Here is a 23,252-nt window from a genome sequence, read left to right as displayed (position 1 = left end):
AAATCACTTTACAAATGGCCGCAAGGCAACGCTGCCGCACCTTGCCGGGCGATATCGATCACGCCCGCACCCTTTCCACAGCCTTTTCAATCGTCTGTTCGTAATGCACAAGCGGCGGTTTGATAGCATGGGCAAACAGTTCGCGCCGAACATCATGAGACGTCCCGGTCAAGATCACCTGAACCCCGCGCCCTTCAGCCTTTTTGGCCAAACCGACAAGGGTGTTGGCCGCTGTTGAGTCCAGAAACGGCACCGCCGCAAAATCAATGATCAAAGCACGGTGGGTATCAGCAATCCGGTCAAGCACCGAACCGATGGATGCAGCCGCCCCGAAAAAGAACACACCTGAAATCCGGTAAACCATAATGTCAGGATCAGTCACCGGGCCGATATCGGGCATTGCTTGCGCCCCGACCTCTCGGTCGGCCCGGTCTTCCGCAACAAACGGGGCATGGCTGGCAATCGCCGTGGTTTTTGACATCCGCTGAATAAACAGAACCGAACCCAAGGCAAAGCCGACCACGATTGCCTCCATCAAGTCGCGCAAGACCGTCAGAAGGAACGTCACCATCAGCACCGCCGCATCCCCGCGCGATGCCCGCAACAGCGTGGCAAATGCGTGTTTTTCAATCATGTTCCAAGCCACAACCGCCAACACACCCGCCAGACAGGCCAGCGGAATGAAACTTGCCAGCGGTGCGGCAATCAAAATGAACATAAGCAAAAACAGCGCATGAAGAATCCCGGCAACAGGTCCATGTGCACCGGCGCGAATATTGGTCGCCGTTCGCGCAATTGTTCCGGTAACACAGATCCCGCCAAACAATCCCGACCCAATATTTGCAGCCCCCTGTGCCACCAATTCGCAGTTCGAACGATGATGGCGCCCAGTCATACCATCGGCAACAACCGCAGATAACAGCGACTCAATCGCGCCAAGCAACGCAAAGGCAATCGCATTGGGCACGACCGCTTGTACCTTGTCGATCGAGAATTCCGGTATTGCCGGAAGCGGAAATTCGCTTGGAATACCGCCAAACACGCTTCCGATGGTCGCCACCGGTAAACTAAATACCGCGGTCATCGCCGCCGTTCCAGCCACGGCAATCAACATGCCCGGCCAATGCGGCCGAAGCCGCTTCAACCCGACAATCATCACGATTGTTCCCCCCGACAGCATCACCGTGATCGGATCAATGCCCGGCAGAGCCGCCCAAATCATCGGTAGCTTTTCAAGTAACGGGCCCGGCTCCGGCCCTGACAGGGTCAACCCCAACAGGTCTTTGATCTGGCTTGAAAAAATGATCACGGCAATACCGGCGGTAAAACCGACCGTCACCGGATAGGGAATAAACTTGATATAGGTGCCAAGTTTCAGCCCCCCAATTGCCATCAGAATAAAGCCAGACAGAACCGTTGCAATGATCAGCCCGTCAATACCGTGCGCCTGAACGGTGCCAGCCACCAGAACAATAAAAGCCCCTGCCGGTCCACCAACCTGAAAGCGGCTACCACCAAGAAGCGACACCAAAATGCCCCCAATGACAGCGGTATAAAGCCCCTGAGCAGGCGACACCCCCGAGGCAATCGCAATCGCCATGGAAAGCGGCAGCGCAACAATCGCCACCGTCAGCCCGGCAACCGCATCGGCCCGCAATTGCGCAAGGCCGTATCCCTCCCGCAGGACGGTGACAAGCTTCGGGGTAAACAGATCAACATATCCGGGGTTCCCCCCGATGTCGGTTTTTGGCGTTCCAGTTTTCATTCTGTCCGGCGGCCTTTTTTAAAAGGCGGCGGGATCGTCGGCAAGTGTCGGCGGTCTCCGTCGCAAATTACGTTGCGTTATCTTGCGGCCCTATCTATCGCCCGTCTCCAGTCAACTAGGACAGCGAGGTTGGCTTTAATCGGGTTCTTTCAATCGCACACCGCGCCCAAGCGCAACGCTCGGCACATGATCGCCGATCAATTCAATTCCGGCACGATCAAGCGCCTCGACAACCTTGGCAAGCGTATCAATTACGCCACGCACATTGCCCTTGCTGGCTTCCATCCGTTGTATGGTTGGAACAGAAACCCCGGCCATTTCCGCCAATGTTTTCTGATCAATGCCCAGCAACGCACGCGCAGCCCGCATTTGTCCTGCGGTGATCATCAAAAGACCCTTTCTGTGAAGATAGCCGAACACTAACAAGGCATTTAAAATAACGCAAGAATGATATTTCAAATATCAATACTAATGTGAATAAGCGTGTTTCGCGCGACATCGTGCCGACAACCGCCCTTACAAACGATCAAGGTGCCTCGCAGATTGAACGGATGATCAAACAGAACAAAACCCCGACAACCTGACCAAATGGTCAGCGGCTTTTCTTTGCGCTTTTGGGCAGAAAGCGTTAAGAGGTGCGCAAATATTCGATCCGGAAAAGGTAAAGCCGCCATGACCAACGAAAAACCGACCGCGCATTGTTCTTATGCTGCCAAAACCGTCGCCAAGATTTTGCTTGATATCGGGGCTGTGAATTTCCGCCCGGAAGAAGCCTATATCCTGACGTCTGGCTGGGCCAGCCCGGTTTATATTGACTGCCGCAAACTGATTTCTTTCCCGCGCGCGCGTCGTAAGGTCATCGAACTTGCCGCCCGTCAGGTATCCGACGCTGCTGGCTACGAAGCATTCGATGCGGTTGCCGGTGGTGAAACGGCTGGTATTCCTTATTCCGCATGGCTGGCAGATGTGCTTGACCTGCCGATGCAATATGTCCGCAAAAAGCCAAAAGGTTTCGGTCGTAAGGCCCGTATCGAAGGCGACATCCACGAAGGTCAGCGCGTTCTTCTGGTCGAAGACCTGGCAACCGACGGCGCATCGAAAGTCAATTTCGTCAATGCCATCCGCGAAGCCGGTGCTGAATGCAAACACGCCTTTGTTGTCTTCTTCTATGACATTTTCGAAGGTGCTTTGGATGAATTGCGCAAAGACGATATCGAAATGCATTATCTCGCAACCTGGGCCGATGTTCTGGCTGTTGCTGAAGAAGGCGAATATTTCAGCAAGGATGCGATTGAAGGTGTGCGTTCCTTCCTGAATGACCCAATTGCATGGTCCAAGGCCAATGGCGGCAAGCACGACTGAGCCCGCGTCAAAGAATACACATTCAAACGCCCGCCAGGTTTTGGCGGGCGTTTTGTTTTTTAACATATGAAATAGTCGGGACCTATCCCGCCATATCCAGATCAGGTTGCGCCACCTTCGCCGGGATGGCAGCCCCGAGATCACGCGCGGTTTTCAAATGCGCGGCCGGATCGTTGCCATCGGCCAGCAACATCAATTCGGTTGACGCGACCTCCGCCCCGCAATAATCGAAAATGCCTTGATGAATTTGCAGCTTCATCGCGCCGAAATACCCATGCCGAGCAAACGTTCCCAAACCGGCACCGCCAATGGCAACAAGATGGACCTTCAAATGGGTCAGCTTTTTTTTGACCTTGTCGCCGTCTATGTCCTCATAGGCCCAGCCATTGGTAAACACACGATCAATCCACCCTTTCATGATGGCGGGCATCGACCACCAATAGATCGGGAAAACCAGAACCAGCGTATCGGCACGGTCGATCCTTTGCTGTTCGGCAATCACGTCATCGGGGTACGGATTTACAAGATCAAACCCCGCGACATCGCCCAGATTGAAACGCGGATCAAGTCCCTCGGCCGTAAGGTCGGCAAGTTCGAAACTATGGTCAGAACCGGCATCTTCGATACCCTTGCCGATATGACTGGCAACAGCATGGGTCAGCGAACCGGTATTTGGATGGGCAACAACGACAAGCGCATGCATGACAAATCTCCTTCTTAACGGATTGCCTCGGGGCGGCAATCTCTATATACTTTTAGTAAGTTACTTTCCGTAAGTTACGTTTGGTACATAAACATGTCAAGCACCGGCGCAAATAATTCTTCTCACGCCCACAAACCGCGTAAACGGCTCTCGCGTGAGGATCGTTATCGCCAGCTTGTTGATGTCGCATGGCAAATGGTGCGTGGTGATGGGACAGAATCGCTTAGCCTTGGCACCCTTGCCGAGCAGGCCGGTGTGACCAAGCCGGTTGTCTATGATCACTTTGGCACCCGGTCCGGGTTGCTGATCGCACTGTATCAGGATTATGATAGACGCCAGACCGCCGTGCTTGATGCCGCCCTTGCGGCAAGTGCCCCTACCCTGCACGACAAGGCATTGGTGATTGCATCATCCTATGTTGAGTGTGTGCTGTCGCAGGGACGTGAAATATCGGGTGTCATTTCCGCTTTGGCTGGCTCGCCAAAGCTTGAACAGGTGAAACGCGACTACAACCTTCTGTTCCTTGATAAATGCCGCACGATTCTTGCACCTTTTTGTGCAAGCGGCAGCGTCTCGACGGTCAGTCTGTGGGGTTTCCTTGGCGCAGCAGAGGCCCTGTCCTACGCTGCGGCAACCGGCGAAATCACCCCCGAACAGGCCAAGAATGAACTGTTTGACACCATCATCGCCATGATGTCACGCCACCGCATCGACTAAACCAAACGGGTTACGGCCTTTGTCCCGTGCCCTGTGCGTGGGCCAAATGAACGGTCGGCAACATCGCCAAGCGCCCGGCAAGGTATCCATCCTTCTGTGAAATGAACTTCTGCATTTCAGCCTGATAACTGCGCGGAACAGCGTTCTGAACGACCTCATGTTTTGATAGCCTGACCGACCAGCCGCGAAGGTCCTCCATACCCGTAAACAAATCCCGGTTAAGTGCGATTGCAAATAATGCAAACGGTCTGAAGATGGTGGCAAAGACAAAATCCAACAGCATCAATGGTCTATCGGACGGTGCTGCGCCCGCCTCGTGTTGTCGTGCAATCAATTCCAGTTTCCCAGTCATTTGATGCATCGTCAGATCAACCTGTTCTTCTGTCATATCCTGATAAATCAACCTTGCGGTCAGTGCCAATATCTCCTCGCCAATGGCAATCAGGCTTCGATGTACCCCCCGCGCATATGGATCGGACGGGAAAAGGTTTTTGCCCGACAGATCATCGAGATATTCACAAATCGCTGCAGCCTCGAACAGAACCCTTTCATGATCGACCACCAAGACAGGCACCTTGCCGGTCGGGCTTAACTCAAACAACCAGTCGGGCTTTTGATCGAGCAAAATATCAACACGTTCATGGGGGATTGAACGCGCTGCCATCACCATTGAAACGCGCTGGACATAGGGGCACAAGCGATGCCCGACCAAGCGAAAATGAGGGTACATGAAACATCCTCTGACTTTGGGAAATTCAAAAGCGCCCGGCTTCACTGAAACCGGGTGCTTTACCACGCGATCAGCCCATAAAATGAATGTTGAGCTTGTTGCCATCCAGATCGCGGAAATATGCGGCATAAAACCCGTCATCATTGCGCGGTCCCGGTGCTCCTTCAGATGATCCGCCAAGCGAAAGCGCCTTGTCATAGACATCATCCACCTGTTGGCGAGATTCCCCGCGCAACGCAATCATGGTGCCATTGCCAACCGATGCGGCCTTGCCATCAAACGGGATATGAATGGAAAAACAGGGCGATGCGAAATCCTTGCCCCAGACAATAAAGTCTTTCACTTCCATCACACGTCCGATGCCCAGGCATCCAAACAGCGCGTCATAGAATGCCCCGGACTGATCCAGATTGTTCGTTCCAAGCGATGTATAGCCAATCATAAAAACCTCTCATCTCTAAACTCCGACTTCGAAGAGACAGAGATAGCAGGTTGCAAATTTGCAATGAATAGTCAACTTTGAAACATCTGATTACAAATTTGGAATAATCTGAAATGGATTGGAACTATGTGAAATCCTTTCTCGCAATCGCCGAGACTGGATCACTCGACAGCGCATCACAAAAATTGCGCATCAGCACCACCACCGTTTTCAGGCATATCCATGCATTGGAAAAAGAAACCGGAAGCCGATTATTTGATCGGGTGCGCGGGCAATATCAATTGACCGATGCCGGTAGTGAAATGATGTCGCCAGCCCGGCAGATCATGAACAGCTTTGATACAATCGATGCCAAAGTTTCCGGGCGCGATCAGTCGCCAAGCGGGCTGGTGCGCATTACCGCACCGACAAGTTTTTCATACTTCCTGTTGCCTGATTACTTTGCCCGTTTTCATATCGAGTATCCTGACATTCAGCTTGAACTCATGACAAGCAATCAGGAATTCAACATGACCCAACGCTACGCTGATATTGCCATCCGGGTCGCACAAAACCCGCCGGAACATCTGGTCGGTCACGAAGTCCGCACCTTAAGCTGGGACATCTATGGCACCGAAAGTGATACGGCCACTGATGATCTAAATACGTTGTTTGCACGCACCTTTATTGGTGCTTGTGGAACATTACACAGCCATCCGGTTTTTAAATGGCTTGAAACGCGGTGTAGCGAAACAAAGCAGCATCAATGCGATGATCTGGTCGCAATGGCCCATCTGGCGCGTGCCGGAAATGGCCTGGCGTGTTTGCCAACCGATCTTGCCATACCGGGCTTAAAGCTCCTTGCGCCCTTAAACGACATTGCGTCGAACAAGTTATGGGTTTTAACCCATCCTGATCTTCGCCATATCGAACGGATTAAACAGTCCATGCGATGGATCAGTAAATCGCTTCGATCTGATCCACGCCTTTCACAGGCCGTGTAATTCAACGCGACGACAACAATATTTATGCTGGGCAGGCAATTGTCATCCGGCCTTTTCTGGACAGGAACGATAAGTCGGTTCAATATGTTCGCAAGCAAAAGCAAAGTCATAGCACCGACTATGACAGGTTTCCGGGACAACAAGATCACGTGACCACGGCGCGGATGCCCAATGGTTCAAGGAGCAACATATGTCCATACACAAGACGGCCAAATGTCTGGCGATGATTGCACTGACGGGCGCACTATCAGCCTGCGCTGTACAACAAGAAGCCCCGGTTACAGCAACCAATTCCGGCAGCACCATCGTCACCCCGTGGGGCGGACCATCCAATGGCACTGCGGCGAAATCCGCAAGCACAACAGGCGCCAGCACCACACAAAACGACAATCTGGTGATGATGGAAGACCCTAATCAAAAGGCGCTTGATCAGATGCAGCAAAAGCAGATTGGTGAAGCCCGGATCGCGCTTGGCATCCTTGATCGTATGGCCCAACGCTGCGTTCAAAGCGGGGATGAAGCCGCGTGCAATACGCTTCAAACCAACTGGAGCACCCTTTCCCAACAGCTGCACAAAACCCTGTCAATGGTGGCAGGCGATGCCATGATGACCCCGATGAGCAGCCCGTCAAACACATCCCCCATGCCAGCCAATGGCATGAACGATCCGATGAAACCTGACATGGCTCCATCTATTAGCTCCCCCGAAACACCGGAAATTGAAAAGGTCATCCCGATGACGCAACCGAGCTCAGATGGATAAAAGGTCGTAAAAACTCTGATTTCCTTGAAACCAGATTGTTCAATGAAAATCAAACTAGCCAACGTATAGGCGGGCAAAAACGCCCGCCTAATTGATTTAGTTCAAACTGCAGTCAAGCGGCCATAGTCTGATTCTGGGCTATCTTTTCCCCATTTATCGACAATGTATTCTTTGACTTGAGGGACTTCCGAAATAGGCGTTTCTTTCACAGAGATGAAGTAGTCAAGACCTTCCCCTCCCGAGAAATTTCCATAAGCATGAGCCAGAACGTTTGAAGAACCGACGTCATAGCCCGATGTATCAATGATGCCATTGCTTTTGCACTCATTGAACACAGTCTGGATTGGAATGAAGTACAGGAAATGGTCTCCAGAGTTCGGGCTGAGCTTTACACGATCAGAAAACCACACAGCAACATAACCACTAAGCGGGGTAGATGTTGTAAAAGGTGTCGAATATGTGTCTGTCGACAAGGTAAACGTTGCATCTACTGTTTGGTGCGGCTTGCAAACAATCGGCTGATCGACCTTCCACGACTGAACAATTGTAGAAGATTCACTCGTCGTTTCTGATAACGAAAAACTTTTGTTAACAGTAGCGGATCCTTGAACAAACCCGGGTTTCCCAACGGTTATGGTCACACTGACCCCTAGGTCTTCTGCCTCAGTCACAGACCACAACATTGTCATTTCAGATGAGACACTTCTCGTGAAAGTTGTCACCTGTTCACTATCAGTATTGTTCGCAAAACTTGCATGTGAAATCTGCGGAACCCCCGGAGTTACACATGTAGATGCATTGTTATAGTAAACTTTACTTTCCCCAACCTGAACTTGATATTTATAATATTTATTCAACTGACCATGCGGACCGTAATTTGTGCTCGCTGTAAAATCCATCCCTGTATTGCACTGTTTGGCTTTCCAGCGTCCCCAAGCGTCCGTAATGTTTTGCAACGATTGTGACATTTAATTCTCCATTGGGTTTGAGTAACCAATAGAAAGACGGCCCCCTTGGCGTTCTGTGAAAAGCATAATTGGGTTACAAAGTGACAATTTGAGATAGAGCAAAGAAACCATCCGATCTCCGGCTTATCGTTGTGTCATGCCGTCACACTCTGCAGTGTTTTGCATTTACTGCACGGTCCAGCACCACGTTTATAATCAAACGGAGATTGGTTATGTATCGCGATATTCTTGTTCACATCGACACATCCCCAGCATGTAAAGAACGCCTTTCCGTTGCATTGAAAGTTGCCAAGGCCCAAAACGCCCACCTGACCGGCCTGTTTCTTTTGCCCTATCCCGAAATTCCGCGTTTCATGGAAGTCCAGATCACCGAAGAAGTCATGGCACAGCAACGCGAAGCCATGGCCGAAACCGCACAATCGGCCCGAACTGATTTCGAAACCACCTGCAAGGAAGCAGGCATCGAATTCAGTTGGAACCAAACTTCCTGCGCCGTATCGGAAATTGCCGAAACGGCTGCGATGTATGCCCGCCATCATGATCTGACCGTCATGGGGCAGTACAACCCAGATAGCGCAGATCCGTGCTCGGCCTCTGAAATGCCCGATAAAGTCATTCTGACGTCAGGTGCTCCGGTTCTGGTTGTGCCCTATGTCGGGAAATTCGACACCATTGGCGATCGGGTCATGGTTGCGTGGAAACCTTATCGCGAAGCCGTTCGTGCGGTAAATGACAGCATGCCCTTCCTTGAAAATGCAAAATCTGCACTGGTTCTCTGTGCAGATCCCAACAAGGGCGCCCGTGACACCCTTCCGGTTCCCGGTGTCGATATCGCAGAGCGACTTGGCCGCCACGGCATCAAGGTTCACAAGGAAACCATGAATGCATCGGGCATCAGTGTTGGTGATCTTCTGTTATCGCGCGCTGCAGATGAAAGCATCGATTTGATTGTCTGCGGTGCCTATGGCCGCCCGCGCCTGCGCGAATTAATGATGGGCGGTGTCACCTATCACCTTCTGCGTCACATGACCGTTCCGGTCCTGATGTCGCACTAAGGTCAGCCCCCGCTTCCCCGACGTTCCTGTTCCGCCAAACGATACAACCGGTCAGACATTTCTGGCCGGTTTTTTTCATTCCATCATCCGTTTCAGCCCGCAAACGAAACGGGGCATGCAGGAAAAAGTTGCACCGCATCGCGGTAAGCTTAAAGTGCGATGAAAGCACCTACGGGTTTCAGGGTCCCACACCAAAAGTAAGAGGTTCGCCATGACCATCGACGCCACCAACGTCAATCCGACCGTCGCCCCAACTGTTCCGGGTAATTCCGATGCCAGCCGCGATGTTGCCAGCTATCTGCATCCCTATACCAATCTTGCAACCCATGAGAAAACCGGTCCGCATATCATTACCGGCGGCGATGGCATTTATGTCACCGATGATGCCGGTCACAAACTGATCGAAGGCATGGCAGGTCTTTGGTGTGCATCCCTTGGCTTTAGCGAAAAGCGTCTGGTCGATGCCGCGACCAAGCAGCTTAACATCCTGCCCTATTATCATACCTTTGCATCCAAAAGCACAAACCCGGCGATTGATCTGGCCGAAAAGCTGCTGGAAATCGTGCCTGTTCCGATGTCCAAAGTGTTCTTTGCAAATAGCGGATCAGAAGCCACTGATTCTGCTGTTAAAATGGTTTGGTATTATCATAATGCTATTGGGCAGCCGGAAAAGAAGAAGATCATTTCGCGCAAGAAGGGCTATCACGGGGTTACCGTTGCCGCCGCGTCAATGACCGGCCTTCCGGGCAATCACAAACTGTTTGATTTGCCGATTGATCGTATTCTTCATACCGATACCCCCCATTACTGGCGCGAAGCACAGCCCGGTGAGTCAGAAGAAGATTTCGCCACCCGACTGGCCGAACAGCTTGAAGATCTTATTCAGGCAGAAGGCCCCGAAACAGTTGGTGCGTTTATCGCCGAACCGGTCATGGGGGCTGGTGGTGTGATTGTTCCGCCGCGCACCTATTTTGAAAAAATTCAGGAAGTCCTCAAACGCTATGACATTTTGTTCATTGCCGATGAAGTGATCTGCGGGTTTGGCCGGACCGGGCGGATGTTTGCCACCGAGACCTTTAATCTGACCCCCGACATGATCACGGTCGCCAAACAGCTTTCTTCGGCCTACCAGCCGATTTCTGCCCTGTTCATCAATGACAAGATTTATCAGGCGGCCAAAAAGGGATCAGATGACGTTGGCACCTTTGGCCATGGTTTCACCTATTCCGGGCATCCGGTTGCTGCCGCCGTAGCACTTGAGACCCTGAAAGTCTATGAAGACGATGGCATTATCGCGCATGTCCGAGCCGTCATGGTGCCGTTCCAGAAACGCCTGAAAGACCTTAACAAGTTCGATCACGTCGGCGAAACCCGTGGACTCGGACTTATTGGCGCCTTTGAACTGGTTGCCGATAAATCTGCGAAAACACCGTTTGAACCCTATGGCGCTGCGGGTAAGGCGGTTGCGCAAGCCTGCCTTGAAAAGGGTGTCATCCTGCGCGCATTGGGCGATACGGTGGCCTTCTGCCCGCCGCTGATCATCACTGAGGCCCAGATCAACGATATGTTCGACAAGGTCGAAGCCGCCCTGACCGATTGGCATGCCGCCCGGTAATCCGGGTACCCAAGCCCCATAGGCGCCTTAAAAACAGGATCCCGCACGATGTTGACCATTGTGCGGGATTTTTTCATTCACGGCGGGAGCAAGCCTGCCCGATAACGTCGGAAATCTTTGAATATCGTCGGGTTTCTCACCCGCAAAACAACCATTCAGAACGCTTCGATTTGCGAATAAACAGGCCATTCGCACCACAAAACACAAAACCGATTGATTTTATCTATGGTGAAAATCAATATAATTGTGCCTGCAAACGCGTTCAAATCCTTGCCAAATGAAGCCAATAGGCCCAAATTGGGTACTGAATTTAGACGGGGTGTGCTAGCACGTGCAAATCAACCCACCCCGAGGCGAGATCGACAAACGAAAGATGGAACGCCTTCTCTGATCGTACGGTTCCAAAGAAAACTGGAATCGCTTTAATTTTTGACAAGGGTCAATGCCTTATCAGTCGCCATGCTGGATAAGGAAAAAATCAAGACCCGGTCAGACCGGACGATATGTTCAGATCACACTTTGATCTGAACAAGACCAGAGCTTTGTGACGATGCACATGTAGCGATACGCACGCACCGGCACCAAGAGACAGGCGAAAGAAACAAAGATGAATTATAACACCTTCTTCAAAGACGCGTTGGCCGGCCTTAAGGCAGAAGGCCGTTATCGCGTATTCGCCAATCTTGAACGTATTGTCGGCAAATTCCCCAAGGCCCTTTTCCATCCGGGCAATGGCGAAGCCGCCCGCGAGATTACCGTTTGGTGTTCAAACGATTATCTTGGCATGGGTCAGCACCCCAAAGTCCTTGAAGCCATGCAGAATGCCATCACCGGTCAGGGTGGCGGTGCGGGTGGTACGCGTAATATTTCCGGTTCCAACCATCTGCATGTCGCGCTTGAGAAAGAACTCGCCGATTTGCATGGCAAGGAAGCCGCCCTTTTGATGACATCAGGCTATGTCGCAAACTGGACGACCCTTTCAACACTCGGGTCGAAATTGCCTGATTGCGTCATCATCTCAGATTCGCAGAACCACAATTCCATGATCGAAGGCATGCGCCATTCCAAGGCCGAACGCCGCATCTGGGAACATAACGACGTCGAAAATCTTGAAGCCATCCTGAAAGACATCGGCCCGGACCGCGCAAAAATCGTTGCGTTTGAATCGGTCTATTCGATGGATGGTGATATCGCACCGATTGGTCAGATTCTTGATCTTTGCGAAAAATACAACGCGATTTCATATCTTGATGAAGTCCATGCGGTTGGCATGTATGGGCCGCATGGTGGCGGTGTTGCCGAACGCGATGGCGTAATGGACCGCGTTGACATCATTCAGGGCACCCTTGCCAAGGCATTTGGTGTGATTGGCGGCTATATAGCTGCCAAACCGGAAATCGTTGATTTCGTCCGAAGCTTTGGCAATGGCTTTATCTTTACCAGCTCCCATCCGCCCAGCATTGCGGCCGGTGCGCTGGCCTCTGTCCGCCATCTCAAAGAAAGCAATGCCGAACGCATCGCGCAAAAAGAACGCGCCGAAACCCTGCGTGAACGTCTGCGTGCTGCGGGGCTTCCGGTCATGGATGCGCCAAGCCATATTGTTCCCCTGATGGTTGGCGATGCCGCCATGTGCAAGGAAGCAAGCGATCGTCTGTTGTTTGAACATGATATCTATGTTCAGCCGATCAATTACCCGACCGTGCCACGCGGGACAGAGCGCCTGCGCTTTACCCCCGGCCCGCTTCACAATGACGAACTGGTCGATCATTTGATCGACTCGCTTCTGACCGTCTGGAGCCAGCTAGGCATTTCCAAGGCGGCGTAAACGCCTTCCTTTTGGCGATGTCTCCATCTTGAAGAAAAGAACCAAAACCGATGCATTCCCTGCATCGGTTTTGTTGTTGGAAAATATGCACATCAAATTAACGGCAAATGTGTTAAACTTGGTTCGTTATGTTGAAGCATAAATTGAACGTTCGTTTTGTGATCAATGCGGGTTCCCTGCTCGCAGGAACTTCACCCCGAGTGGGGTGAGGAACGTATTCCTGTACCTGCACTCGGGGCTTTGAAGTCATACCTTCAATAACCGTTTTATGGACATCTCATCGATTGTCCGACAGGCAGGATCACAATGGCAACGTTGAAAAAACATGCTTCGGGTGGCATCCCCCCCGACGGTGTCAAACCACGCACCCGGTCAGTCACCCCACCCCGGTTACGCGACCTTCTTAAGCACCATATGAGCCGACCGCGCCAATTCAAGCGGCTGGAAACACTACGCCCGATGACAAGCTGGCTGTGTCCTCAGGATTTTACCCGTCTTGAGAAAATGCGCCATGAATCTCCACCTCTGGATGTTCTGCTTGGACGGCTTCTTTGCACAAAATTGGCCGATGCACATTTGCTAGATGATACCGAGATCGCCATCAGTACGCAGCCTATGGCGATATTATTTCCTATTCGGTGAATAACGGACCGACGCAAACCGCGTTACTAGGTATTCCCGCCCCCCAGCGCAACGCCATTACCAATGACCGGCACGATACAGGTTCCGATGAACTGGCACATCTCGATCTTCGCAGTTTTGTCGGCTTAACCGTAATCGGATTGAAACCAAGGCAACATGCCCGGTTGCTTTCGATTAATTGCACCGTCGGCACGATTACCCTGCACAGCATCGACTGATCCCTGTTTGATCCCATTTGCCGACAAACCCCACCTTCTGTGAACAGAAAGAAGATTTTATGATGTACAACAACACGACACCATTTACCGAAATCCAATCTGGCGATCCTGCCGTTTTCATTGATCAGACCATCGCCAATCAGCTTGAAAACCTTGCCCTTGCCAACCTTAACCAAAGCCCGCTTGTGGCCAATCGGTTGCTTGAAGAAATAGACCGCGCAACAATCCTTAGCCGTGCAGAACTCCCCCCCGACATCATCACCATCGGATCAGAAGTTACTTTTCGTGATAACGCGACAGGGAACGTGCAAACCGTAACTCTTGTCATGCCAACCGAAGCGGACATAACCCGCCATCGCATCTCGATTCTGACCCCGGTTGGCGCAGCCTTAATAGGGATCGGCAAAGGTGAAACCATCTGGTGGCAAATACACGATCATGAAATACGGGAATTAACGATCCGGGAGGTGGTCACGCATGATGATAGCGCCCCTAAACCAAATAAGGACGCTATTCCCCACGAATGCATATGACAGCCTGTTTGCGCAATTAGAAATGTGATCTATATTTACCGGTGCCGGGATTATTCTGGCACCGGACTATTGCAATTAATAACCGTTCGCGTTAACTTTGGACCTGTCATCACACAGGGACCGCTCATGTATTCGGATAGAACCTTGCTCCCAAAAGAATGTCTACGGCTTTGCGCGCTTGGTACTCTTGCCCTTTCGGATAAACCGATCAGCTATGCTGATCTGGCCAATTCGGTGCGCCATTTCATGTCCCATATGATGGGGCCGTCGCTTGATATGATGGGAAGTTCACTTCAGCTTCTGAAACTTGAAGGTCTGGTCAAGGAAGACACCGCCAAAGGTGGCTTTTCCGATGCGCAACTCAGCCTGACCAAGGCCGGTCATGATAAATTCATCGAATTGATGCAGGGTAACCTGCGCGATACATCCGGTGAGCTCTCCCGCCTGATCATGGCGCTTAAAATGCGCTACCTGCATCTTCTTGATGATGACATCCGTACCGAACAGATTGAAATCCTTCAAGATGTTTGTGAGCTTGATCTGGAACGGGTTCTGGCCCTTCGTGAAGAACATTCCAATGAGGCGGCAAATTTCACCGGCTGGCTTGAGATGGAAGTCAAACGGTTGGAACAGAAACTAGAATGGCTTAAAAGCCTGTTGGCGTAACGCAATTTCCCGTTATAGTCGTGATTGACGATCCGCAAGATGTAGATCAAACGTCACAGGCAGGGACGGAAAATGCTGATACGTGAAGAGACTGAAAAAGACTTCGCGCCGATTAACGCACTGTTGGCGAGTGCTTTTAAAACAGCACCCCATAGCCAGCAGACAGAACATCTGATTGTCGATGCCCTTCGGAAAAGCGGCAAACTTACCTTATCCCTGATTGCAGAAGAGGCCGACGAACTTGTCGGTTGCATTGCCTTTTCACCGGTTAAAATCAATGGCGAGGCCTGTAACTGGTTTGGCCTTGGCCCGGTTGCAGTCATCCCGGATCGCCAAGGCATGGGCATTGGGTCCGAACTGATTCAAAGCGGCATCCGCCATTTGCGTGCAGATGACGCGCGCGGCTGTGTGGTCTTGGGTGAACCTGAATATTACAACCGGTTTGGCTTTGCCCCCCTGCCCGATCTCAAGCTTGAAGGTGTGCCCGAGGAATATTTCATGGCCCGCCCCCTGGCCGATGAAATCCCGGCAGGTATGGTGGATTACGATCCGGCCTTTTATATCGAAGCAACCTGACGCAAACCTGCCCCATACGCAAAAGGCAGCCTCAATGGACTGCCTTTTTCAATTCAGGATGCCAAACCGCAAGGCGCTGGCAACTCAATAAAGATGCTGCCCGCCGGTAACGAAAATCTCGGTCCCGGTGACATAGCTGCTGTCTTCCCCGACCAGATAATGCACCGCCGCTGCAACGTCTTCGGGTGTGCCCATGCGGTTCATCGGGATGCGGGGCACCAATGCTTCATATTCCGGGGAAATCATGTCTGTTTTGATTTCGCCGGGGGCCACGGCATTGACCCGAACGCCAAGTTCGGCAAATTCCACCGCCATTTCACGTGTCAGCCCCGAAAGCGCCGCCTTGGACGTTGAATAGGCTGACCCGGCAAACGGGTGAACATAGTGGCCTGCAATCGATGTGATATTGCAAATCGCCCCCTTGCCCCGATGCAATGCCGATGCAAAGCCACGTGACAGTGTCAGCGGGGTGAAGAAGTTCAATTCGAACACATCACGCCATGCGGAAATATCGCCATTCAAGCAGCCAAGACGTTCTTTATAAGGCGTTTTGGGTGACACACCGGCATTATTGACCAGCGCATGCAACGGATCATCGCCAAGTACGTCATTGGCCTGTGCGATAAAGGATTCGACTTCTTCAGGCTTGGAAAGATCGGCGCGGATATGAATACCTTGCGCCGGATCACGCGGACAAGATGGCGGCGGGGCTTCGCGTGAACAACAAATCACCCGCCAACCACGTTTGGCAAAATATCCAACAGTGACATGACCAATGCCACGACTGGCACCTGTCAGGACGACTGTTTTCGGGGCGTTGCTGTTCATTGGCTTTGCTCTCTTCGCGACTTAGATATGCAATCATGCTTTGACTGCTTTCTTATAGCATTGCCATGCCAAACCCTTGAAGGAAAAGCCCCGATTTGGGGAATAATTCTATCCCCGAACCTTGGAAAATCATCCGCAGGGCGTTTGGCAAGCCACCCTAAAGCCGGTATGCTGAATTTCGGACGGGGTGGATAAAGACATGTGCAGCCGATTTGATCTCAATAGCGATATTCAGGCGCTTCAAGTCCAGCTTGGCTTGGATATGGAAGATATCCGCCGCACGGCAACACCTGCTGGGATTGAAGATGCCCGCAATGCCCGTAATCCAGATGATTTGTCAGATGAATTTGAAGCGGCCTTTGAAAGTCTGACAGGTACGCGGCGCCCAACCGATCCGATTGCCGTCATTTTACCCGACCGCAAAGCCGCCATTCGAAACTGGGGATTAAGTGTGCCCGGCCTGAATGCGCCCATGATCAATGCCCGATCCGAAACACTCGAAGCAAAACCGACATTCCGTCTCCTTCTGGAACGACGCTGTCTGATCCCGGCGACGGGTTGGTATGAATGGCGCAAGGATGGCACAGCAAAACATAAAAACCAGATCACGCTTCCTGATCACCAACCGTTCCTGTTTGCCGGATTGGAAAACGGCCATGAGGCAACCATCATTACCTGCGCCCCGTCTGGTGCGATTGCCCATATTCACAATCGCATGCCGGTTGTGATCGGCCCCAATCACCTGTCGCACTGGCTTGACCCGGACAGCTCATTTCAAACCATCCGCCATGTGCTGGTTCCGCTTCCTGACCACGTTCTGGCATGGCAGGAACAAACATCGCCCCCGGCCAATGCCGGTCAGAAAGCCGATCAGAACAGCAATCAGATTGATTTTTTCTCGAAATAAAAACTTAAATCAGAAAACAGTGATCCTTCCCGCAAGCGCATCTACGCTTTGCAGCGATCAAACCTTATTTGCCATCGACATCGTTGGCCGCACACGGTGTTGCACCGCATTCATGCAAGACGCCACCAACAACCGCTTGGTCCGCAGCAACTGCGCCAAGATCGGACAAACCTGTTTTCGGGTTATTGAGTTCATGTACCAGGTCCTCGGACATGGCCGCGAAATCAATGATATCACGCATTGATAGCATGTGAATTCCCCTGTCAGACGCTTATTTTCCTCGATGCGAAACGCCTCGTTTATCGGGGTTTCGTCTTTGTAAGATTAGTGCAACCCTCTCGCGATTTGTTCGCGGATGCAACAAAAAAGGCGCATCAAAATGCGCCTTTTGAATTCGACCCTGTTGGGCAGATCATTTAATTTTGCGAAATCATATGGTTATGATGACCTATTGGTCAGTGCATTATCCAAAGGGGTAAGGCACATTTCGCCAGCATATCCTGCGTCACACCGCCAAGGATCATTTCCTTGAACCGGGAATGGCTATAAGCGCCCAGAACGATGGTATCGGCACCGCATTTTTCTGCTTCTGAAATCAAGGCGCTAGCAACATGGCCAGACTCGGTATTGTCAACGACCTTGGCATCGACTCCGTGCCAGCGGAATTGTTCGGCCAATGCGGTGCCACTGGCCCGGCCATAGGGCACATCGCCAATGCTAACAATTGTGACTTCCTTTGCCGTGCGCAAAAGCGGCATGGCCGAGGTTACGGCACGGGCGGCTTCAACCCCGCCATTCCACGCAATCATGACCTTTTCGCCAACTGTAGCCGGTGCGTTTTCCGGGGCGACAAGAATGGGACGGCCCGTTTCCATCAGGGCCGCATCAAATGTCAGGGATGCCGAAGCCTCCTTGGGATCGCGGCCAATCACCACCAGATCAAACAACCGCCCACGGCGGGCAACGGTTTCATCTTCGCGCCCGTTATCCTTGCGCCATGCGCAGGTCGCCTTGTTCTCGGTCGAGGAAGCTTCACTGACTTCAATACCAGCGGCTTCAAGTGCCGCCTTATAGGAAGCTTTACCGTTGGTTTCGCGTTTTTGAGTTTCCGTTTCAGCAGCACGGATCATTTCTTCTATGATCAGGCCCGACATGCCTTCACCGACAATCGGAATTGCATCCTGGGGTTCTGCTGCGACAAATAACGCCTCAAGATGGGCATCAAACCGTTTGGCCATTCGAAAGGCCGTATGCAAGACCCGCTGATCAATGGCAGTTCCTGCCACCGGCGCCAGAATTGTTCGTATTGCCATCGTACTCACTCCCGCATGTCAGCTTGATAACTTCGCCTGTCTCTCACCTGCCCCGTTTGGTGCAGGCTTGGCAAGAGACTGCGCTCTTTAATCGCGAATTTCTTTGTCCAAGATCAAAACGTTCCGAATGCGTTTAATGTTTCAGCATCCTATCGAAACCTGACCCGGTTTTCCTAGAGCGTAACATATAAAATGATTGTATCATCAATGGTTGTGATTACGATTAGGGTTTCATTATCGAAACCTGACGTACGCCCATAAAAACCTTATGCCTATAGGGATATGGGCAGATTATCCCGCAGAACAAGGAATGGGTTTTCCGCCAAATGGATTATGAAATGCTCCATGAGAATGCACGCGAAGCTGCGGAATTTCTTAAAACACTGGGCAATGAATGGCGTCTGATGATCCTGTGTTCCCTTGGGGATTCCGAGAAATCCGTTGGGACGCTTGAAAGCGAATTGGGCATCAAACAATCGGCCCTGTCCCAACATTTGGCACGTCTTCGCCGCGAAGGTCTGGTGAAAACCCGCCGGGATGCCCAGACCATTTTTTATTCGCTGGCCAATCGCGACATCATGAAAATCATTGCTGTCTTGCAGGAAACCTTCTGCCCGCCAGAACAGGACGCCTAAGGCACTTTCAATTGTCCAAAGAAAAACGCACAAAGTCACATGACCTTGTGCGTTTTGATGTTTCTGATCGGCCTAGCACTTCTTAAGGGAACAGCTTTTCAATGTTCCAACCGGCATCCTGATCATCGCGGGTGAAAAGCTTGCGGTCATGCAGGCGGAATTTTCCTTCGGCCCAAAATTCGATCCGATCCGGGATCAGGCGGAAACCACCCCAATGATCCGGACGCGGGACTTTGCCAAGGCCAAACTTGGCAGTGAATTCTGCAACCCGTTTTTCAAGATCAAACCGTCCACTCATCGGGCGTGACTGAATGGATGCCCAGGCACCAAGCTGGCTGCCGCGCGGACGCGATGCGAAATATTCATCGGATTCTTGCGCATCAACCTTGGAAACCTTGCCTTCAATCCGCACACATTTTTCAAGGGTCTTCCAATGAAAACACAGTGCAGCAAAGCTGTTTTCACCAAGCTGTCTGCCCTTTCGGCTTTCATAATTGGTATAGAAAACAAAGCCGCGCGGATCGAATTCCTTAAGCAAAACAATGCGTGCCGACGGGCGCCCTTGCGCATCCGCCGTCGCCAAGGTCATGGCATCCGGATAGGCCTTTTCTGCTGATTTAGCCTCATTAAACCAGGTATCAAACATCTCAAACGGGGCGTTGTGGGGTTCGTGCCCAATTTTTGGCGTATTTTTTTCGTCCATTGGGGAAAGATTTCCTTTGGCTGATTGAATTTCGTTGCCATACGGATCAACTAATTCGGAACATCGGTGGCAGACGCTACGTTCAGGTTATATATATACGCAAAGCATATCGGTTGGGACCGTAAAGACAAGATGGGCAAAACAAACATGAAATTCCGTCATATCGTAATTCCGGTCATGATGACCGCCTTTATTGCCGGCTGCGCCCAAGATCAGGGCCAAAAACAAACCGCTGGCACCTTGCTTGGTGCTGTTGGCGGTGCTGTTGCCGGTGCACAATTTGGTAAGGGCAGCGGGCAGCTTGTTGGTGTCGCCCTTGGTACGCTCGCGGGTGCTTTTATCGGCAGTGAAGTCGGCCGTTCGCTTGACAATGCGGACCGGGCCATCATGGCCAAAAGCACACAAAAAACGCTTGAAGCAACCCCGACGGGGCAAACCTCAACCTGGCAGAACCCCGATACGGGTGTTCAAGGTACGGTAACCCCGACGCGGACCTATCAGGCGCCTAAAACGCAGGAATATTGCCGCGAGTATCAGCAAACCGTCACCATCGGAGGGCAGGAAGAAACCGCCTATGGCACCGCGTGCCGTAAACCTGATGGCAGTTGGCAGGTTGTGAACTGATCAAAATGTGCGGCCTGCGTCGTACAGAATGAAACAGGCGGCGCGTTCCATGAGACAGCGTCGCCTTTTTCTTGTTCTGACAAACCCACCAATCAACCATCGCATGGTTCGCCCCATGCAAATAAGGTTCATATTTGACTGCTCATGATCTAATAATGAACCGACGTGCTTTTAGTTTTTACAACCGGTCAGTACATGCAGGATCCCTATAAGATACTTGGCGTTGCCAAAACCGCCAGTCAGGACGAAATCAAGAAAGCCTATCGCAAACTGGCGCGTGAGCTCCATCCCGACGTAAACCCCGGCGATGAAAAGATCGAAGAGCGTTTCAAAAAGGTCTCAAGCGCCTATCACCTTTTGGGCGATGCCGAACGCCGCAAGAAATTCGACAATGGCATGCTTGATGCCGATGGCCGCGAAACCGGACCGTTTGGCCGTGGTGGCGGCGGCGGTGCCCGTTCAGGCGGCACGAACGATCCATTTGGTTTCTCCGGGGCCAATGCAGAAGATATCTTTGACGAAATTTTCGGCAAAGGTGGTCGCGGCCGGGGCGGCGGTGGCGGTTTTGGGGGATTTGGCGGCGAACGACGCCCGCAAAAGGTCAAAGGCCCGAACATCTCCTATGAACTCAGCCTTGATTTTAGCGAAGCCCTGCTGGGTGCGACCAAACGCATCAACCTTGCCAGCGGTAAAAGCCTTGAAGTCCGCATTCCACCGGGCAGTGAAGATGAACAAACGCTGCGCCTGAAGAATCAGGGCATGGCCGGCATGAATGGTGGTGAGGCGGGCGATGCGCTGATCAAGCTGCATATTCATCCCGACAAAACATTCCGCCGCGAAGGCAATGACATTCATTGCGATCTTGCGATCACGTTGTCAGAAGCCATACTGGGTGGCTCCATCGAAGTGCCAATTGTCGCAGGCAAGGTCAATATGAAGCTACCCGCGAATGCCAATAGCGGAACCAAGCTGCGCCTGCGCGGCAAAGGGGCCCCCTATGATCGGGGGGACAAACGCGGTGATCAATATGTCCATCTGACGGTCAAGCTTCCCGAAGAACGCGATGATGAACTGATCGAATTCATCAAAACCTGGTCCGAAAACCATCCTTACAAAACGCGCTAATCCGACATTTTAAAAGCTGGCATCTGCCAGCTTTTTTCTTGCCCGTTTGAACCACCCTGTCCCGAACGACCGTAAAAAAACCAAGGGTCTGACGCCCCCAAACCAGCCGTGATACGCCTGACTGCCTGTAAATGCAGTTCCGTGTTACCATATGGTTTCAAAGGGTTTTGTTGCGGCAAAACACAACAGCCAATCAGGGAACAGATGGAACAGTTCACAAATCCGGATCAATATTTGCAATGGCTTGAACAAGCGATCGACTGGCTTTCGGCCAATGTATTGTTGGTCCCGATCCTGATCCAGATAGCGGCCTGTATTGTTGCAACCATCCCGGCCTATTTACTCCGTTCAAAACTGGCAGCCCTGCTTTCCCTGCTGCGAAACTGGAAACCGCTTTTGCCCTATGCCGGGTTCAGGCGCTTTGCCAATGTTCTGCCGGATCTGGCTTTCCCGCTGCTGTTTGTCGTTCTGATCTGGTTGATTGATGCCATCGCCATTCAGGCCGGTTACCGCCATAACATTGTCCGCCTTGTCGCAAGCTTGATGAATGCCTGGATCGTCATTCGCCTAGCCTCGGCTGTGGTCAACGATCCGGTATGGTCGCGCACCATTGCCACCGTGGCATGGGGGTTGGCCGCGCTTAACATTGTCGGCTGGCTTGACCCGGCCATTGGAATTCTTGACGGGCTTGCCATGCAGATCGGCGATTTCCGTGTGTCGGTCTATGGCATTCTGAAAGCCGTCCTGTCGCTTGCTGTCCTGCTGTGGGTCGCATCCTTTGCATCGCGCCTGTTCGAACAACGCATAAAAAAGACCCACCGCCTGACCCCGTCGGTTCAGGTATTGATGTCCAAGCTGCTCAAGTTTGTTCTTCTATCCGTTGCGGTTCTGTTTGCACTCTCGACCATTGGTGTCGATTTAACCGCCCTTGCGGTCTTTGGCGGTGCGGTTGGTGTCGGTCTTGGCCTTGGTCTGCAGCGCATTGCCGCCAACCTGATCAGTGGCGTGATCCTGCTTTTGGATCGGTCGATCAAGCCGGGCGATGTCATTGCCATTGGTGAAACGTTTGGCTGGATTCAATCGCTTGGCGCACGCTATACCGCCGTTCGGACCCGTGACGGGACAGAATTCCTGATCCCGAATGAAGACCTGATCACCACACAGGTCGAAAACTGGAGCCATTCAGACGTCAAGCTGCGCCTGAAAATTCCGGTTGGCATTGCCTATAGCTGCGATCCGCATTTCGCCATTACCCTATGCAACGAGGCGGCGGGAAAATGTTCGCGTGTGCTGGAAAACCCCGGCCCCAATACCCTGTTACGCGGATTTGGCGATAATTCCGTCGATCTTGAAATCCGGTTCTGGATTGATGACCCGCAAAATGGGCGCGGCAACATTATCAGCGAGATTTTGCTGAATGTCTGGGATGCCTTCAAGGAACACAATATCGAAATTCCGTTCCCGCAGCGCGATTTGCATCTGCGCAGCGGCGATGCCACCTTGCGTGTTCAGATGGAAACGCCTCAGCAACCTGTTTCCGAATAGGCAGGTGTG

At 52.0% G+C, this 23,252-nt stretch carries 25 protein-coding genes; 15 read left to right on the top strand and 10 right to left on the bottom strand.

What is annotated here, in order from left to right; translation table 11 throughout:
• Positions 1-58 precede the first annotated feature (58 nt).
• Both ACQ0MK_RS04235 and ACQ0MK_RS04230 read right to left on the bottom strand, forming a co-directional pair.
• Complete coding sequence (locus ACQ0MK_RS04235) at positions 59-1,765, bottom strand: SulP family inorganic anion transporter (protein WP_430474961.1); 1,707 nt, start codon at positions 1,763-1,765, stop codon at positions 59-61.
• Positions 1,766-1,900: 135 nt separating this feature from the next.
• Positions 1,901-2,152, bottom strand: coding sequence for a helix-turn-helix domain-containing protein (locus tag ACQ0MK_RS04230; protein ID WP_430474960.1), 252 nt, complete (start codon positions 2,150-2,152; stop codon positions 1,901-1,903).
• Between the two features lie 285 nt (positions 2,153-2,437).
• Here ACQ0MK_RS04230 and ACQ0MK_RS04225 point away from each other — a divergent pair, with 285 nt between their 5' ends.
• Entirely contained in the window at positions 2,438-3,127 is a 690-nt protein-coding gene (locus ACQ0MK_RS04225; RefSeq protein WP_430474959.1) for an orotate phosphoribosyltransferase, read from the top strand.
• Between the two features lie 82 nt (positions 3,128-3,209).
• On the opposite strand, the gene ACQ0MK_RS04220 is transcribed toward ACQ0MK_RS04225, so the two are convergent.
• A complete protein-coding gene (locus ACQ0MK_RS04220; RefSeq protein ID WP_430474958.1) occupies positions 3,210-3,830 on the bottom strand; it encodes an NAD(P)H-dependent oxidoreductase in 621 nt (206 codons plus the stop codon).
• A gap of 93 nt (positions 3,831-3,923) precedes the next feature.
• On the opposite strand from ACQ0MK_RS04220, the gene ACQ0MK_RS04215 reads away from it, so the two are divergent.
• Positions 3,924-4,547, top strand: coding sequence for a TetR/AcrR family transcriptional regulator (locus ACQ0MK_RS04215; RefSeq protein WP_430474957.1), 624 nt, complete (start codon positions 3,924-3,926; stop codon positions 4,545-4,547).
• 10 nt (positions 4,548-4,557) lie between these two features.
• Here ACQ0MK_RS04215 and ACQ0MK_RS04210 read toward each other — a convergent pair whose 3' ends face one another.
• Together ACQ0MK_RS04210 and ACQ0MK_RS04205 are read right to left on the bottom strand one after the other, a co-directional pair.
• The gene (locus ACQ0MK_RS04210; protein ID WP_430474956.1) at positions 4,558-5,277 is read right to left on the bottom strand and encodes a glutathione S-transferase family protein; all 720 of its coding nucleotides are present in this window, start codon (positions 5,275-5,277) and stop codon (positions 4,558-4,560) included.
• Positions 5,278-5,347: 70 nt separating this feature from the next.
• Positions 5,348-5,719 (bottom strand): VOC family protein, encoded by a 372-nt coding sequence (locus ACQ0MK_RS04205; protein ID WP_430474955.1) that lies wholly within the window; start codon positions 5,717-5,719, stop codon positions 5,348-5,350.
• Between the two features lie 113 nt (positions 5,720-5,832).
• On the opposite strand from ACQ0MK_RS04205, the gene ACQ0MK_RS04200 reads away from it, so the two are divergent.
• Both ACQ0MK_RS04200 and ACQ0MK_RS04195 read left to right on the top strand, forming a co-directional pair.
• Positions 5,833-6,702, top strand: coding sequence for a LysR family transcriptional regulator (locus ACQ0MK_RS04200; protein ID WP_430474954.1), 870 nt, complete (start codon positions 5,833-5,835; stop codon positions 6,700-6,702).
• Between the two features lie 190 nt (positions 6,703-6,892).
• Positions 6,893-7,465 (top strand): hypothetical protein, encoded by a 573-nt coding sequence (locus tag ACQ0MK_RS04195; RefSeq protein WP_430474953.1) that lies wholly within the window; start codon positions 6,893-6,895, stop codon positions 7,463-7,465.
• 101 nt (positions 7,466-7,566) lie between these two features.
• Here the strand turns inward: ACQ0MK_RS04195 and ACQ0MK_RS04190 are convergent, their stop codons facing one another.
• Positions 7,567-8,433 (bottom strand): ETX/MTX2 family pore-forming toxin, encoded by an 867-nt coding sequence (locus tag ACQ0MK_RS04190; protein ID WP_430474952.1) that lies wholly within the window; start codon positions 8,431-8,433, stop codon positions 7,567-7,569.
• A 212-nt stretch (positions 8,434-8,645) separates the two neighbouring features.
• Between ACQ0MK_RS04190 and ACQ0MK_RS04185 the strand changes: the two genes are divergently transcribed.
• The 6 genes from ACQ0MK_RS04185 to ACQ0MK_RS04160 all read left to right on the top strand — a co-directional run bounded on the left by ACQ0MK_RS04185 (position 8,646) and on the right by ACQ0MK_RS04160 (position 15,563).
• A complete protein-coding gene (locus ACQ0MK_RS04185; protein WP_430474951.1) occupies positions 8,646-9,488 on the top strand; it encodes a universal stress protein in 843 nt (280 codons plus the stop codon).
• 211 nt (positions 9,489-9,699) lie between these two features.
• Positions 9,700-11,103 (top strand): aspartate aminotransferase family protein, encoded by a 1,404-nt coding sequence (locus tag ACQ0MK_RS04180; RefSeq protein WP_430474950.1) that lies wholly within the window; start codon positions 9,700-9,702, stop codon positions 11,101-11,103.
• Positions 11,104-11,710: 607 nt separating this feature from the next.
• On the top strand, positions 11,711-12,928 hold the full coding sequence (gene hemA, locus ACQ0MK_RS04175) for a 5-aminolevulinate synthase (protein WP_430474949.1): 1,218 nt from the start codon (positions 11,711-11,713) through the stop codon (positions 12,926-12,928).
• 919 nt (positions 12,929-13,847) lie between these two features.
• Positions 13,848-14,321 (top strand): nucleoside diphosphate kinase regulator, encoded by a 474-nt coding sequence (gene rnk / locus ACQ0MK_RS04170; protein ID WP_430474948.1) that lies wholly within the window; start codon positions 13,848-13,850, stop codon positions 14,319-14,321.
• 126 nt (positions 14,322-14,447) lie between these two features.
• Positions 14,448-14,987: a hypothetical protein gene (locus ACQ0MK_RS04165; protein WP_430474947.1), complete on the top strand. Its 540-nt coding sequence runs from the start codon at positions 14,448-14,450 to the stop codon at positions 14,985-14,987.
• Positions 14,988-15,059: 72 nt separating this feature from the next.
• Positions 15,060-15,563 carry a GNAT family N-acetyltransferase gene (locus ACQ0MK_RS04160; RefSeq protein ID WP_430474946.1) on the top strand — a complete coding sequence of 168 codons (504 nt, stop codon included), beginning with the start codon at positions 15,060-15,062 and terminating at the stop codon, positions 15,561-15,563.
• Positions 15,564-15,647: 84 nt separating this feature from the next.
• On the opposite strand, the gene ACQ0MK_RS04155 is transcribed toward ACQ0MK_RS04160, so the two are convergent.
• Entirely contained in the window at positions 15,648-16,391 is a 744-nt protein-coding gene (locus ACQ0MK_RS04155; RefSeq protein WP_430474945.1) for an SDR family NAD(P)-dependent oxidoreductase, read from the bottom strand.
• 199 nt (positions 16,392-16,590) lie between these two features.
• Here ACQ0MK_RS04155 and ACQ0MK_RS04150 point away from each other — a divergent pair, with 199 nt between their 5' ends.
• Positions 16,591-17,298, top strand: a complete 708-nt coding sequence (locus ACQ0MK_RS04150; RefSeq protein ID WP_430474944.1) for an SOS response-associated peptidase — start codon at positions 16,591-16,593, stop codon at positions 17,296-17,298.
• Positions 17,299-17,362: 64 nt separating this feature from the next.
• Here the strand turns inward: ACQ0MK_RS04150 and ACQ0MK_RS04145 are convergent, their stop codons facing one another.
• Positions 17,363-17,548, bottom strand: coding sequence for a hypothetical protein (locus ACQ0MK_RS04145; protein WP_430474943.1), 186 nt, complete (start codon positions 17,546-17,548; stop codon positions 17,363-17,365).
• Between the two features lie 205 nt (positions 17,549-17,753).
• Complete coding sequence (locus ACQ0MK_RS04140) at positions 17,754-18,611, bottom strand: universal stress protein (RefSeq protein WP_430474942.1); 858 nt, start codon at positions 18,609-18,611, stop codon at positions 17,754-17,756.
• A 326-nt stretch (positions 18,612-18,937) separates the two neighbouring features.
• Between ACQ0MK_RS04140 and ACQ0MK_RS04135 the strand changes: the two genes are divergently transcribed.
• Entirely contained in the window at positions 18,938-19,246 is a 309-nt protein-coding gene (locus ACQ0MK_RS04135; protein ID WP_430474941.1) for an ArsR/SmtB family transcription factor, read from the top strand.
• Positions 19,247-19,328: 82 nt separating this feature from the next.
• Here ACQ0MK_RS04135 and pdxH read toward each other — a convergent pair whose 3' ends face one another.
• Complete coding sequence (gene pdxH / locus ACQ0MK_RS04130; RefSeq protein WP_430474940.1) at positions 19,329-19,949, bottom strand: pyridoxamine 5'-phosphate oxidase; 621 nt, start codon at positions 19,947-19,949, stop codon at positions 19,329-19,331.
• A gap of 132 nt (positions 19,950-20,081) precedes the next feature.
• On the opposite strand from pdxH, the gene ACQ0MK_RS04125 reads away from it, so the two are divergent.
• The 3 genes from ACQ0MK_RS04125 (at position 20,082) to ACQ0MK_RS04115 (ending at position 23,243) form a co-directional block, all read left to right on the top strand.
• A complete protein-coding gene (locus ACQ0MK_RS04125) occupies positions 20,082-20,573 on the top strand; it encodes an RT0821/Lpp0805 family surface protein (protein WP_430474939.1) in 492 nt (163 codons plus the stop codon).
• Positions 20,574-20,768: 195 nt separating this feature from the next.
• Positions 20,769-21,698 (top strand): DnaJ C-terminal domain-containing protein, encoded by a 930-nt coding sequence (locus ACQ0MK_RS04120; RefSeq protein ID WP_430474938.1) that lies wholly within the window; start codon positions 20,769-20,771, stop codon positions 21,696-21,698.
• Positions 21,699-21,902: 204 nt separating this feature from the next.
• Positions 21,903-23,243 carry a mechanosensitive ion channel family protein gene (locus tag ACQ0MK_RS04115; protein WP_430474937.1) on the top strand — a complete coding sequence of 447 codons (1,341 nt, stop codon included), beginning with the start codon at positions 21,903-21,905 and terminating at the stop codon, positions 23,241-23,243.
• Positions 23,244-23,252 lie beyond the last annotated feature (9 nt).

Source organism: Thalassospira lucentensis (assembly GCF_050516545.1).
Classification (GTDB): Bacteria; Pseudomonadota; Alphaproteobacteria; order Rhodospirillales; family Thalassospiraceae; genus Thalassospira; species Thalassospira lucentensis_C.
Note: the sequence above shows the minus strand (reverse complement) of the source record. Positions and strands in the feature narration are given on the sequence as shown.